Here is a 13,603-nt window from a genome sequence, read left to right on the forward strand (position 1 = left end):
AGAAAACTATGATCAGAAAATCATTTAAGATGTATCTGAATGAAGGAATGGCTGAAGAATATGAAATCCGCCATAATCTGCTTTGGCCGGAAATGAAAGAGATGATTCATGAATACGGCGGCCATAATTATTCCATATTTTTAGATGAAGAAACTAACGTGCTTTATGGGTATATTGAAATAGAGGATGAGGAGAAATGGGCCAGATCCGCAGATACACCGATCAACCGGAAATGGTGGGACTATATGGCGGATATTATGAAAACCAATCCGGATAACAGCCCTGTTTCAGACGGGTTAAAACCGGTATTTCATTTAGACTGAGAAAAGAAAGGGAGATAAAACCATGACAATCAAAGAAAGATATGAAGCGGCAAAGGAAAGCTATAAATCGTTGGGTGTTGATACGGACCAGGCACTTCTTGCACTGAAACAGATTCCTGTTTCCATGCACTGCTGGCAGGGGGATGATGTTACCGGATTTGACGGAGCAGGAGCATTATCAGGCGGAATCCAGACTACCGGGAATTATCCCGGACGGGCACGAGGTCCCAAAGAACTGATGGAGGACATGGACAAGGCGCTTAGCCTGATTCCTGGAAAACACAGAATAAACCTTCATGCAAGCTACGGAATTTTTGAAAAGGGAGAATGGGTTGACCGTGATCAGCTGGAGCCGAAGCATTTTGCAAAATGGGTGGAATTCGCAAAGGAACGGGGGATTGGAATCGATTTTAACCCTACCTTATTCTCACACCCGAAGGCAGAGTCTGCAACCTTATCCAGTGAAGATCCACAGATAAGGGCATTCTGGATCCGCCATGTACAGGCCTGCATCCGCATTTCCCAGTATTTTGCCGAAGAATTAAATACTCCCTGCACCATGAATATCTGGATACCGGATGGGTTTAAGGATATTCCCGCTGACCGCACCTCACCAAGAGCAAGGTTAAAGGATTCCCTTGACCAGATCCTTTCCATGGATTACGATAAGTCTAAGGTATATGTTGCAGTAGAATCCAAGGTATTTGGCATCGGAATGGAAAGCTGTACGGTGGGATCTCATGAATTCTACATGAATTACGCATCAAAGAACGATATTCTCTGTCTCCTGGACAGCGGACATTATCATCCGACAGAAGTGGTTTCCGATAAGATCTCTTCCATGCTGTTATTTTTTGATAAAGTGGCACTTCATGTAACCAGACCGGTTCGCTGGGACAGTGATCATGTGGTATTGTTTGACGATGAGACGAAAGAGATTGCAAAAGAGATTGTGCGGGGCGGAGCAGACCGCGTCCTTTTGGCTCTGGATTTCTTTGATGCCAGCATTAACCGTTTAAGCGCCTGGGTAGTTGGAATGAGAAACATGCAGAAAGCTCTTTTAAATGCCCTTCTGCTTCCTAATGAGAAACTGGCTGCATTACAGAAATCCCGTAACTTTACAGAGCTTATGATGCTTCAGGAAGAGTTAAAGCTTTACCCCATGGGCGATGTATGGAATTATTTCTGTGAGTTAAACGGAGTACCTGCAAAAGAAGACTGGTTTCCTCAGATAACTGCTTATGAAAAAGAAGTACTGGCAAACCGTAAATAGAGGAGAAAAAACATGAAGATATTAGATGCAGAATTTGTAAAAGGCTTTATCCGTATGTGTGACGATGGTTTTAAGCAGAACTGGCATGAGAGAAACGGAGGAAATTTAAGCTACCGTATCAAGCCGGAAGAAGTGGAGTCTGTAAAAGAAGAATTAAACAGTAATACTCCCTGGCAGCCAATCGGAACTACAGTAAAGGATCTGGCAGGAGAATATTTTATGGTAACAGGAAGCGGAAAATATTTTCGTAATGTAATATTGGATCCAGCTGCCAACACCTGTATCATAGAGCTTGACGAAGCTGGAGAAAATTACAGAATCTGCTGGGGACTGGTAAACGGCGGACGCCCCACAAGTGAGCTGCCCTCCCATTTAATGAATCATGAAGTGAAGAAGAATGCAACCGGCGGACTTCATCGTGTGATTTACCATGCACATCCGGCCAATGTCATTGCATTAACGTTTGTACTCCCCTTAGAGGATGGTGTGTTTACACGTGAATTGTGGGAGATGGCTACGGAATGTCCGGTGGTTTTCCCTGGCGGAGTAGGAGTTGTCGGCTGGATGGTACCAGGCGGACGTGATATTGCAGTTGCAACCAGTGAACTGATGAAAAAATATGACGTTGCAGTATGGGCTCATCATGGACTCTTTGCTTCCGGTGAAGACTTTGACTTAACCTTCGGGTTAATGCATACGGTTGAAAAATCTGCGGAGATTCTGGTAAAGGTTTTATCTATCCGTCCGGATAAGCTGCAGACAATCACTCCGGATAATTTCAGAGATCTTGCGAGAGATTTTAAAGTTACTCTGCCGGAAGAATTTCTTTACGAAAAATAGGAACGTTTCATATCGTAAAACTAATTGTTAACCACATTGAAAAGAAAGGTTGACAATACTGAAATCCCTTTGTATAATGATGAAAAATAACATCATAATACAGGGGGATTTTTCATGAAACAATTAAAAACAAAAGAGTTAACATTATGTGCATTATTCGCAGCCCTTACCGCTATTCTGTCTCAGATATCCATACCCATCGGACCTGTTCCTGTTAATCTGGCTCATATCTCCACCTTTTTAGCTGCCGGTTTGCTGGGATCAGGACTGGGTGCGCTCAGTCAGCTTATTTTCGTACTGCTGGGAGCGGCGGGGCTTCCGGTTTTTTCCGGATTTCATAGCGGACTGGCCTGGATTGCCGGTCCGACAGGAGGCTATATTATCGGCTATATCGTATCTGCTTACCTGACCGGCTGGATCCTGGAGCGATTTGGAAAACGGACCGTTCAGTCATTGGTGGTATCCATATTGTCGGGTTTTCTGGTTACCTACGTATTTGGTACCATTTGGTTTACCTTTATTACCCATACCTCGTTCTCTGCTGCACTTGGACTTTGTGTGATTCCGTTTCTTCCCGGGGATTTATTAAAGACATGCCTCGTCGTTGTTTTAGTGCGCCGGTTATATTCGTTGGTTCAGAGAATGCGGCAGTGGTAAGTCATGATAAAAAGGAGGTCTGCGATGACGGATACATATAATAATCTTTCAAAAGAGGATGCACGCTCCATTCTCCTCATGCCGGATGAAGAACTGCCAAAGCTTCTTGAAGCAGCATACATGCTGAGAAAAAAGCATAAAGGGAACATGGTGGATATTCATCTTCTGACCAATGCCCGCAGCGGAAACTGTTCCCAGAACTGTGCCTATTGCGCCCAGTCCGGTCAGTCTAAGGCAGATATTGATACGTATCAGATGATTAATTATGACAAGCTTGTAAAAGACGGTTACCTGGTAAAAGACAAGAAACTGGCACGCCACTGCATTGGTCTGAGCGGAATCCGTTTTTCTGATGAAGAGATTCATGCATTTGCAGAAGAGATCAGAAGACTTAAAAAGGAGACAGACACTCCTGTCTGCTGTTCCATTGGTTTCCTCACCAGAGAGCAGGCACAAGTCTTAAAGGAAGCGGGTGTGGACAGAATCAACCACAACTTGAATACAGGCAGAAATTATTATCCCAACATCTGTACAACCCATACCTATGAGCAGCGGATCGCTAATATTAAGATGCTCAAAGAGATGGGATTTGAACTGTGCTGCGGCGGAATCGTAGGACTTGGAGAGAGTCCGGAAGATGTAGTGGACATGTTGTTTGAGATTCAGGCGATAAGTCCAAAAGCAGTTCCGGTTAATTTCCTGATCCCCATTAAAGGTACAGCACTGGAGAATCAGAGTACTTCTGTTCTTACTTCTGAGTACTGTTTAAAAGTTCTTTGCCTTGCCAGACTTTTAAACCCTAAATCAGATATCCGGTGTGCAGCGGGAAGGGAACTGTATCTAAAAGGAAAGGAGAAATGGATGTTTTATGCTGTTGATTCTGTATTTGCCTCCGGTTATCTTACCGCAGGCGGAGAGAGCATAGACAGCACTATAAAAATGATTCAGGAAGCCGGGTTTGAATATTGTATTGAATCTTAATGAAATAAAAAAAGGAGTATATTCCCGGGTCGTTCTCAAGATATACTCCTTTGCCTGCATAATGCAGAAAATTTATTGCAATTCTTCCTCCACAATTGTAGTGGTATCATCAGAAGATCCAGTGGTGGTTTCAGGTGCAGCATCGCAAGCTGGTTGTCCTGATTCAGAAGCGGAATAATCCAGACCGCCGTCTTCTGTGATGTCAGAATCTTCTTCGGTATTTTCCTTTTCCATTGTAGAATCAAACATATCCTTGGCTGTATCAGCCACTGCAGAAGCTGCTTCCCTGGCTGTATCACTAACGATAGAAGCTGCATCCTTCATCATGTTTTTCGCCGCATTCGCTGCGTCTTTTGCTGCGTCTGCAATATCAGAGGCTGCTGTCTTCAGTTCATCTTTATTCGCGTGCAGGGAAACGTAGCTGCGGTTCATCGTACTGTCAATTTTGGAAATGTCATCATTCCCGTCATCTTCGAAATCATGGAAGTTTTCTTCCAGCTCCTTGTGGAAGGATTTGTATTTTGTAAAATAAGAGATGCCGGCGGCAACAGCACCGGCGATAGTGGCAAGTGCCACGAATTTCCCAAAACCATTACCTCTTTTTGCCATTTCAAACACTCCTTTCATTCTCCTACCTATTGTAATACGATCCCAGCAAAAAATAAAGGTATATAATAAGAAAATTTCTATAAACTATGTAAGTAACGGCGCAATCCGTTTAATTATGGTAAATTTGTAAAAAAAATATAAAGTTAGCACTCAACTATTGACAGTGCTAATAATGAGTGATATAACATATTATGTGAATAAAAAATAACTTCTTTCTAAAGGCCATAAGAAAGAAATAATAAGAAAGTTATGAGGAGGAATTGCAATGAAATTAGTACCATTATTTGACAAAGTTGTGTTAAAACCGTTGGTTGCAGAGGAGACAACAAAGTCCGGTATTGTTCTGCCGGGTCAGGCAAAAGAAAAGCCGCAGCAGGCGGAAGTCATCGCAGTAGGACCTGGTGGTCTTGTAGACGGTAAGGAAGTTTCCATGCAGGTTAAGACAGGCGATAAAGTAATCTTCTCCAAATATTCAGGAACAGAGATTGAAACCGGAGAAGACGATGAGAAGTATGTGATTGTTAAGCAGAGTGATATTCTGGCAGTAATTGAATAAGTAACGTATAACAGCGGATTTTGATAAAAAGGTGTGATTTCCTTATATAAGATCACAAAATAAAGATTAAACTGGAGGAATGAATCATGGCAAAGCAGATTAAATATGGCGTAGAAGCCAGAAAAGCACTTGAATCAGGAGTGAATCAGTTAGCAGATACCGTTCGTGTAACATTAGGTCCGAAAGGAAGAAACGTTGTACTTGATAAATCATTTGGAGCACCGTTAATTACCAACGATGGTGTTACCATTGCAAAAGAGATCGAACTGGAAGATGCTTTTGAGAATATGGGCGCACAGCTGGTTAAAGAAGTTGCAACTAAGACTAATGATGTTGCTGGTGACGGTACCACAACTGCAACTGTACTGGCTCAGGCTATGATTAATGAAGGTATGAAGAACCTGGCAGCCGGAGCGAACCCCATTGTTTTAAGAAAGGGTATGAAGAAGGCAACAGAGGCTGCTGTTGAAGCCATCGCAAAGATGAGCGAGCCGATTAAAGGAAAAGCATCCATCGCAAGAGTTGCAGCAATCTCTGCAGCAGATGATGAAGTGGGCGAAATGGTGGCCGACGCTATGGAGAAGGTATCCAACAACGGCGTTATCACCATTGAAGAGTCCAAGACCATGAAGACCGAGCTGGACCTTGTAGAAGGTATGCAGTTTGACAGAGGATATGTTTCCGCTTACATGTGCACTGATATGGAGAAGATGGAAGCAAACCTTGACGATCCATATATTCTTATCACTGACAAGAAGATTTCCAGCATTCAGGAGATTCTTCCAATATTAGAGCAGGTTGTTCAGTCCGGTGCAAGACTTCTTATTATCGCAGAAGATATTGAAGGCGAAGCATTAACAACTCTCATTGTTAACAAATTAAGAGGAACCTTTAACGTAGTTGGCGTGAAAGCTCCTGGCTATGGCGACAGAAGAAAAGAGATGTTACAGGATATCGCAGTTTTAACTGGCGGTACTGTAATTTCTGAAGAACTGGGCTATGAATTAAAGAGCGCGACTCTTGATCAGTTAGGCCGTGCGAAATCAGTGAAGATCCAGAAAGAGAATACGGTTATTGTTGACGGTTCTGGTGACAAAGCTGCTATTGATGCAAGAATCGGTCAGATTAAGAGCCAGATCGAAGAAACTACTTCTGATTTCGATAAAGAAAAATTACAGGAAAGACTTGCTAAATTATCCGGAGGCGTAGCAGTAATCCGTGTAGGTGCTGCAACTGAGACTGAGATGAAGGAAGCTAAGCTTCGTATGGAAGATGCGTTATCTGCAGCCAGAGCAGCAGTAGAGGAAGGCGTGATTGCAGGCGGTGGTTCTGCTTATATCCACGCAATTACTGAAATTGAAGGACTTGTAAGCAAACTGGAAGGTGATGAGAAGACAGGCGGAAAGATTATCTTAAAAGCTCTGGAATCTCCGTTATACCACATTGTTGCCAATGCAGGTCTGGAAGGCAGCGTTATCATCAATAAAGTAAAAGAATCAAAAGTAGGCACAGGCTTTGATGCATACAAAGAAGCTTACGTTGACATGGTTGATGCCGGTATCTTAGATCCCACTAAGGTGACAAGAAGTGCACTTCAGAATGCTACCAGTGTTGCATCTACCTTATTGACAACTGAGTCCGTAGTTGCTAATATTAAGGAAAAGACTCCTGCAGTTCCGGCTCCGGGCGGAATGGATATGATGTAAGATTATACAGAAGAGACATCCTGCGGGTATGAGAAAGGATCCAGTATTATTATGAATGAAATGTATGCAGAATGGCTTGTAAAGAGGAAGTCTCCGGCTTATACCATGTTACTGAAAATCGTGATGGGGATATTATGTGTGATCGCATTCTTCTTATCCATCTCTCCGGTTTTCGGGATATTTGGTGTGATCATATTGTTCGCTGCCGGAGCCGCTACCTACGTTGTATTCCGCAACAGTGAGGTGGAATATGAGTATCTGTTTGTGACAAATACATTGTCCATAGACAGAATTTACGGCAAAAGCAAGCGTAAGAAAGCCTGGGAAGGATCGATGGAGGAAATCCAGATTGTAGCACCCACCGGTTCTACAGAAGCAAAAGATCACGAAACAGGCAACATGAAAGTACTGGATTTTTCTTCCCGTATCCCGGGAGCTAAAACTTATACACTGATCAGCCACTCCGGTTCAGAGAGGACTAAAATCATTTTTGAACCAAATGACAAACTGCTTCACTGTATGAAGATGACAGCTCCGCGTAAAGTAGTTACTCAATTATAATAACAGGAATCAGACGGTTTTCTTCAGACCGCCTGATTCTTTTTTTACTTGCACCTCTGAATATCTATCAGAAGTGGGGCATAGATGACATTTTTTAATCCCTCTATCCCATTTCCCGAGTTTCCAACCGTCTTAGAATATGGAAGGTAACGAAATCGCCGCCGTAAGAATCAATCCTGAAAGTAGCGATGACTGGTCGGCTAAGTTTAGGACTATTTGTTTTATTTGACTGACATATACGTATATGTTACAATAAAATCAAACTTATCAGAAATATAAAAATAAACCCGATAAAATGGAGGTTAAAGTATTATGGAAAGTAAATACAGGCATCTTTATAAGCTGCTTCTGGATAAGATTGACAGGCGGGAATATGAGCCGGGAGATAAGCTTCCGGCGGAGGGAGAGCTGATGGAGACTTACGGTGCTTCCAGGGATACGGTGCGAAAGGCTCTGGAACTTCTGGTTCAGGACGGTTATATCCAAAAAGCCAGAGGAAAGGCAGCGGAGGTCCTGGACAAGAACAAGTTCAATTTTCCTGTGTCGGAAATTGCAAGCTTTAAGGAAATCTACCGTTATTCTGCTTCCAGACCAAAAACCATTGTGGAAAATTTAGAAATCGTTAAGGGAGATACAAAGCTGATGGCGGCCCTGCAGATCGGACCGGACGACGAGGCTTTTGTGCTGGAGAGGGTCAGGGAGATCGAGGGCGAGAAGATCATAATTGACAAGGATTATTTTACACGGAGGGTGGTTGAAAATCTGCCTCTTAGGGCAGCACAGGATTCTGTTTACGAATATCTGGAAAAGGAACTTGGGCTTAAAATCGGATTTGCCATGAAGGAAATTACGATCCACATGGCTACAGATGAGGATTACCGTCTGCTGGATATGGGAAGCTACAACATGACCGTGGTGGTGAAGAGTTATACTTACCTGGAGGATTCCACACTGTTTCAGTTCACCGAATCCCGTCACAGGCCGGATAAGTTCAAATTCGTAGATTTCGCCCGGAGGAAGCTGTAAGAAGAGCCTCTGTCCGATGGCAGGGAGAAAGTATTTTTCATATATGTTGACAAAGGTATACGTACATGTTATAGTGAGAATACAATTATAACATATAAGTTGCAACCAATTTAAAACATATTGAAAAGGAGTATGGATATGGGGAAATATGAAAATGATTCCAGGCAGCTTTTGGACCTCGTCGGAGGAAAGGAAAATATAGGGGCCGTAACCCACTGTATGACCAGAATGCGTTTTGTGCTGTCAGATCCATCAAAGGCTGATGCTGTAAAGATTGAAGCACTGAAAAGTGTCAAGGGCACATTCACACAGGCTGGACAGTTTCAGGTCATTATTGGAAACGACGTACAGACTTTTTACAATGAATTTGCAGCGATTTCAGGAATTGAAGGCGTATCAAAGGACGAAGTGAAAAAGGAAGCAAAGGGCAACATGAACGCGCTGCAGAGAATAGTAGCAGATATAGCGGAAATATTTGCTCCCCTGATTCCGGCCATTATCGTAGGTGGTCTGATCCTGGGCTTTCGCAATGTAATCGGTGAAATTAAATTCATGAATGACGGGACAGAGACTCTGGTGGCCGTTTCCCAGTTCTGGTCCGGCGTATACAGCTTCCTCTGGCTCTTAGGCGAGGCTATCTTCCATTTCCTTCCGGTGGGTATCACATGGTCTGTGACGAGAAAGATGGGAACCACCCAGATCCTGGGAATTGTACTCGGTCTGACCTTGGTATCTCCCCAGCTTTTGAACGCCTATGCCATGGCGCCGGGTGTAGAAATTCCGGTTTGGGATTTCGGCTTTGTAAAAATGAGGATGATCGGTTATCAGGCTCAGGTCATTCCGGCAATATTAGCAGGGTTTGTGCTGGTTTATCTGGAGAGGTTCTTTAAGAAGATCACTCCTCAGGCAGTTTCCATGATTGTTGTTCCTTTCTGTTCTCTGCTTCTGGCAGTCATCGCCGCCCACGCGGTGGTAGGACCCATCGGCTGGGCCATTGGCTCCGCCATATCAAAAGTGGTTTATGCAGGGCTTACTTCCAGCTTCCGCTGGCTGTTTGCCACCTTATTCGGCTTCGTATATGCGCCCCTTGTCATCACGGGACTTCACCACATGACAAATGCCATAGATCTCCAGCTCATGGCGGAGTTTGGCGGAACCATGCTGTGGCCAATGATTGCTTTATCCAACATTGCGCAGGGCTCTGCAGTACTTGGCATGATCTATTTACAGAAAAAAGATGAGGAGTCAAAGCAGATTTCCATTCCAGCCTGCATCTCCTGCTATTTGGGGGTGACAGAACCGGCCATGTTCGGCGTGAACTTAAAGAGAGGCTTTCCCTTCCTTTCCGCTATGATCGGTTCCGCCATTGCTGCAACCGTATCCGTTGGAATGAACGTTATGGCTAATTCAATCGGAGTTGGCGGCATTCCAGGAATCCTGTCCATACAGCCTCAGTATATGGGGATTTTCGCCCTTTGCATGCTGATTGCCATTGCTGTACCCTTTGGACTGACTGTCACTGTCGGTAAAAAGAAAGGAATCCGGTAAATGCAGAATTTTAAGAAATCATGTGTGTATCAGATTTATCCCAAATCGTTTATGGATACAGACGGAAACGGGACCGGGGATTTAAAGGGAATTATCGAAAAGCTGGATTATTTAAAACTGCTGGGTGTGGATTACCTCTGGCTGACTCCATTTTTCTTATCACCTCAAAATGATAACGGCTATGATATCGAAGATTACTGCCGGATTGATCCTTTATTCGGAACCATGGAGGATTTGGAACGGTTAATCTCCAAAGCAAAAGACCGGGGTATGAGTCTCATGCTTGATATGGTATTCAATCATACTTCTACGAGACATGAGTGGTTTTTGAGGGCTCTTGCCGGCGAGAAGAAATATCAGGATTACTATTTCTTTAAGGATGGCACGGAGGGAAATCCGCCGACTAACTGGCAGTCCAAGTTTGGCGGAAATGCATGGGAATACGTGGAAGAGCTGGGAAAGTATTATCTGCACTTATTTGATGTCACCCAGGCGGATTTAAACTGGGAGAACCAAAGCGTGCGGGAAGAAATAAAAAATGTCCTCCGTTTCTGGAAAGAGAAGGGAATCAGGGGCTTCCGGTTCGATGTTATCAATCTGGTTTCCAAGCCAACTGTCTTTGAAGACGACGAAGAGGGAGATGGCCGCCGTTTTTACACGGACGGTCCACGTATTCATGAGTTTCTAAGGGAACTTGTAGAGGATACAGGGCTTGATGCAGAGGATGTGATCACAGTAGGGGAGATGTCTTCCACCACCATTGACCATTGCATTCATTATACAAACCCGGAAGAAAAGCAGCTGAAGATGTGCTTTAATTTCCATCACCTGAAAGTGGATTATAAGAACGGGGATAAATGGTCCTTAATGCCCTATGACTTTGGGCGGCTGAAAAAGATCTTTCACACATGGCAGGAGGGCATTGCCGGGGGAAACGGGTGGAATGCAGTGTTCTGGTGCAACCACGATCAGCCAAGAGCGGTATCCCGGTTCGGCGACGACGGAATCTTTAGGAAGCAGTCAGCCAAGATGCTGGCTACGGTGATTCACGGGATGAGGGGAACGCCCTTTATCTACCAGGGAGAGGAGATCGGCATGACAAATGCCAATTTTACGGATATTTCCCAGTACCGGGATGTCGAGAGCCTGCACTATTTTGATATTTTAAAGGAACAGGGGCACAAGGAAGAGGATATCTACCGGATACTTAAAGAACGGTCCAGGGATAATGGCAGGACCCCCATGCAGTGGGACGGAGAGGAAAATGGTGGATTTACTTCCGGAACGCCATGGCTGATTGTCAACGAAAACTGCAGAGAAATCAATGTGAAAGAGAGCCTTGCCGATCCTGATTCCATCTTTGCTTATTATCAGAAGCTGGTGGAAATGAGAAAGCAGTATGATGTTATCAGTGATGGGAGCTATGAACCGGTTATTGTGGATAATCAGGGAATCATGTCCTATAAAAGGGTCTTAAATGAAGAAAAGCTGCTGGTATTTGCCAACTTTACCGGGCAGGAGCAGATGGTGAAGCAAAAAGAGGTCCTGGATGATTGGGAGGTACTGCTATCTAATTATGAAAGTGTAAAAATCTTCGGGAATAAGTTGACGCTTAAGCCCTTTGGAGCGGTTATGCTGTACCAAAGAGGCTGATCCCGTGGACGCCGGTTCTGGGTCCGGAGCTGGAATTTGATGGCTCCGGACTCTATCTTCTGGTGATTCATTTAGACGTAGTAATGCAGGTAAGATCGAACGGAATTCATTTCTAATCAGCAGAAGTGAATTTTTGTCGGTCTTTTATTTGTGCCAGAACCCAGGTCACAGTTGGGGGTTTCAAAGTCTTCTTCCTGCCTATGGATTTTGGTTTATGCTGTTAAGTAATTATTTATTAGAATTGTTCATTATAATGTCCACAGAGCACGGAAAAAAACGGAAAAATGTCCGTTGACAACCAAAGCAAAGTTTGCTAAACTATTTAACTAATAAGCAAAAATGTTTATTTTAAAAAGTATAAAATTAAGCGAAGGAGAGGAAAATAATGGGTACAATTATTGGCGAAGGCATTACATTTGATGATGTGCTGTTAGTTCCAGCTTATTCAGACGTAATACCCAATCAGGTTGATTTATCGACCAACCTTACAAAAACCATCAAGCTGAACATTCCACTTATGAGTGCAGGAATGGACACCGTAACCGAACACCGCATGGCGATTGCCATGGCAAGACAGGGTGGCATCGGCATTATTCACAAGAACATGTCGATTGAAGAGCAGGCAGAAGAGGTTGATAAGGTTAAGAGGTCAGAAAACGGCGTCATAACGGACCCATTCTATCTTTCCCCGGAACATACATTAAAAGATGCGGATGAACTGATGGCGAAGTTCCGTATCTCCGGTGTACCCATTACAGAGGGAAAAAAATTAGTCGGAATTATCACCAACCGTGATTTAAAGTTTGAAGAGGACTTTAGCAGGAAGATTAAAGAGTGCATGACTACTGAGAATCTGGTGACAGCAAGAGAAGGAATCACTCTTATGGAAGCAAAAAAGATTCTTGCTAAAGCAAGAGTGGAAAAGCTTCCGATAGTGGACGGAGAATTTAACTTAAAGGGTCTGATCACCATCAAGGATATTGAGAAGCAGATCAAATATCCGTTATCAGCAAAGGATGGACAGGGCAGACTTCTATGCGGAGCTGCAGTTGGTATTACTGCAAACGTCCTTGACCGTGTGAAAGCCCTTGTAGAAGCAAAAGTGGATGTAGTAGTTCTTGACTCCGCTCATGGGCACTCTGAGAATGTAATCCGCTGTGTCAGAATGATTAAGGAAAACTATCCCAATCTGTCTGTAATTGCCGGAAACGTAGCTACAGGTGATGCCACAAAGGCTCTGATTGAAGCTGGTGTTGATGCAGTGAAGGTTGGAATCGGACCTGGTTCCATCTGTACCACCCGTGTGGTTGCAGGAATTGGTGTGCCTCAGATCACAGCTGTTATGGATTGCTACAGCGTTGCTAAAGAATCAGGTGTTCCAATTATTGCAGACGGAGGCATCAAATACTCAGGGGATTTAACAAAGGCGATTGCAGCAGGCGGAAGCGTCTGTATGATGGGAAGCATGTTTGCAGGCTGTGATGAAAGTCCCGGAACCTTCGAACTGTATCAGGGAAGAAAATATAAGGTATACAGAGGCATGGGCTCCATCGCTGCCATGGAGAACGGAAGTAAAGACCGTTATTTCCAGTCAGATGCGAAAAAGCTGGTTCCGGAAGGCGTGGAAGGCCGTGTAGCGTATAAGGGCATGGTGGAAGATACCGTATTCCAGATGCTGGGTGGTCTCCGCTCCGGTATGGGATACTGCGGGGCAAAGGATATAAAAACTCTTCAGGAAACCGGGAAATTTGTTAAAATAACAGCTGCTTCCTTAAAAGAAAGTCATCCCCATGACATTCATATTACGAAAGAAGCACCAAACTACAGCATAGACGAATAATGAAAAGCAGACGGATCTGGTTCCGTCTGC

Annotated in this window: 13 protein-coding genes; 12 read left to right on the plus strand and 1 reads right to left on the minus strand. The window is 43.9% G+C overall.

Annotation, left to right across the window (positions count from 1 at the left end; translation table 11 throughout):
* The first annotated feature begins 8 nt into the window (after nucleotides 1–8).
* The 5 genes from rhaM to bioB all read left to right on the plus strand — a co-directional run bounded on the left by rhaM (nucleotide 9) and on the right by bioB (nucleotide 4,074).
* On the plus strand, nucleotides 9–323 hold the full coding sequence (gene rhaM, locus CRO04_RS15305) for an L-rhamnose mutarotase (protein ID WP_097005131.1): 315 nt from the start codon (nucleotides 9–11) through the stop codon (nucleotides 321–323).
* A 22-nt stretch (nucleotides 324–345) separates the two neighbouring features.
* Nucleotides 346–1,596: an L-rhamnose isomerase gene (locus CRO04_RS15310; RefSeq protein ID WP_097005132.1), complete on the plus strand. Its 1,251-nt coding sequence runs from the start codon at nucleotides 346–348 to the stop codon at nucleotides 1,594–1,596.
* Between the two features lie 12 nt (nucleotides 1,597–1,608).
* Nucleotides 1,609–2,436, plus strand: a complete 828-nt coding sequence (rhaD, locus tag CRO04_RS15315; protein ID WP_097005133.1) for a rhamnulose-1-phosphate aldolase — start codon at nucleotides 1,609–1,611, stop codon at nucleotides 2,434–2,436.
* A gap of 114 nt (nucleotides 2,437–2,550) precedes the next feature.
* Nucleotides 2,551–3,093, plus strand: coding sequence for a biotin transporter BioY (locus CRO04_RS15320; protein WP_097005134.1), 543 nt, complete (start codon nucleotides 2,551–2,553; stop codon nucleotides 3,091–3,093).
* Nucleotides 3,094–3,117: 24 nt separating this feature from the next.
* Nucleotides 3,118–4,074 (plus strand): biotin synthase BioB, encoded by a 957-nt coding sequence (bioB, locus tag CRO04_RS15325; protein ID WP_242974512.1) that lies wholly within the window; start codon nucleotides 3,118–3,120, stop codon nucleotides 4,072–4,074.
* A gap of 72 nt (nucleotides 4,075–4,146) precedes the next feature.
* On the opposite strand, the gene CRO04_RS15330 is transcribed toward bioB, so the two are convergent.
* Nucleotides 4,147–4,683 (minus strand): hypothetical protein, encoded by a 537-nt coding sequence (locus tag CRO04_RS15330; RefSeq protein ID WP_242974514.1) that lies wholly within the window; start codon nucleotides 4,681–4,683, stop codon nucleotides 4,147–4,149.
* A 265-nt stretch (nucleotides 4,684–4,948) separates the two neighbouring features.
* Between CRO04_RS15330 and CRO04_RS15335 the strand changes: the two genes are divergently transcribed.
* From CRO04_RS15335 to guaB, 7 genes are all read left to right on the plus strand, one after another.
* A complete protein-coding gene (locus tag CRO04_RS15335; protein WP_097005136.1) occupies nucleotides 4,949–5,239 on the plus strand; it encodes a co-chaperone GroES in 291 nt (96 codons plus the stop codon).
* A gap of 86 nt (nucleotides 5,240–5,325) precedes the next feature.
* Complete coding sequence (gene groL, locus CRO04_RS15340) at nucleotides 5,326–6,945, plus strand: chaperonin GroEL (protein WP_097005137.1); 1,620 nt, start codon at nucleotides 5,326–5,328, stop codon at nucleotides 6,943–6,945.
* 51 nt (nucleotides 6,946–6,996) lie between these two features.
* On the plus strand, nucleotides 6,997–7,506 hold the full coding sequence (locus tag CRO04_RS15345) for a DUF6106 family protein (protein WP_097005138.1): 510 nt from the start codon (nucleotides 6,997–6,999) through the stop codon (nucleotides 7,504–7,506).
* A 312-nt stretch (nucleotides 7,507–7,818) separates the two neighbouring features.
* Nucleotides 7,819–8,532: a trehalose operon repressor gene (gene treR / locus CRO04_RS15350; protein ID WP_097005139.1), complete on the plus strand. Its 714-nt coding sequence runs from the start codon at nucleotides 7,819–7,821 to the stop codon at nucleotides 8,530–8,532.
* A gap of 138 nt (nucleotides 8,533–8,670) precedes the next feature.
* Nucleotides 8,671–10,080 carry a PTS system trehalose-specific EIIBC component gene (gene treP, locus CRO04_RS15355; RefSeq protein ID WP_097005140.1) on the plus strand — a complete coding sequence of 470 codons (1,410 nt, stop codon included), beginning with the start codon at nucleotides 8,671–8,673 and terminating at the stop codon, nucleotides 10,078–10,080.
* On the plus strand, nucleotides 10,081–11,733 hold the full coding sequence (treC, locus tag CRO04_RS15360) for an alpha,alpha-phosphotrehalase (protein ID WP_097005141.1): 1,653 nt from the start codon (nucleotides 10,081–10,083) through the stop codon (nucleotides 11,731–11,733).
* 385 nt (nucleotides 11,734–12,118) lie between these two features.
* A complete protein-coding gene (guaB, locus tag CRO04_RS15365; protein WP_097005142.1) occupies nucleotides 12,119–13,573 on the plus strand; it encodes an IMP dehydrogenase in 1,455 nt (484 codons plus the stop codon).
* The last annotated feature ends 30 nt before the right edge of the window (nucleotides 13,574–13,603 follow it).

The organism is Lacrimispora amygdalina (assembly GCF_900205965.1).
Lineage (GTDB): Bacteria > Bacillota > Clostridia > Lachnospirales > Lachnospiraceae > Lacrimispora > Lacrimispora amygdalina_A.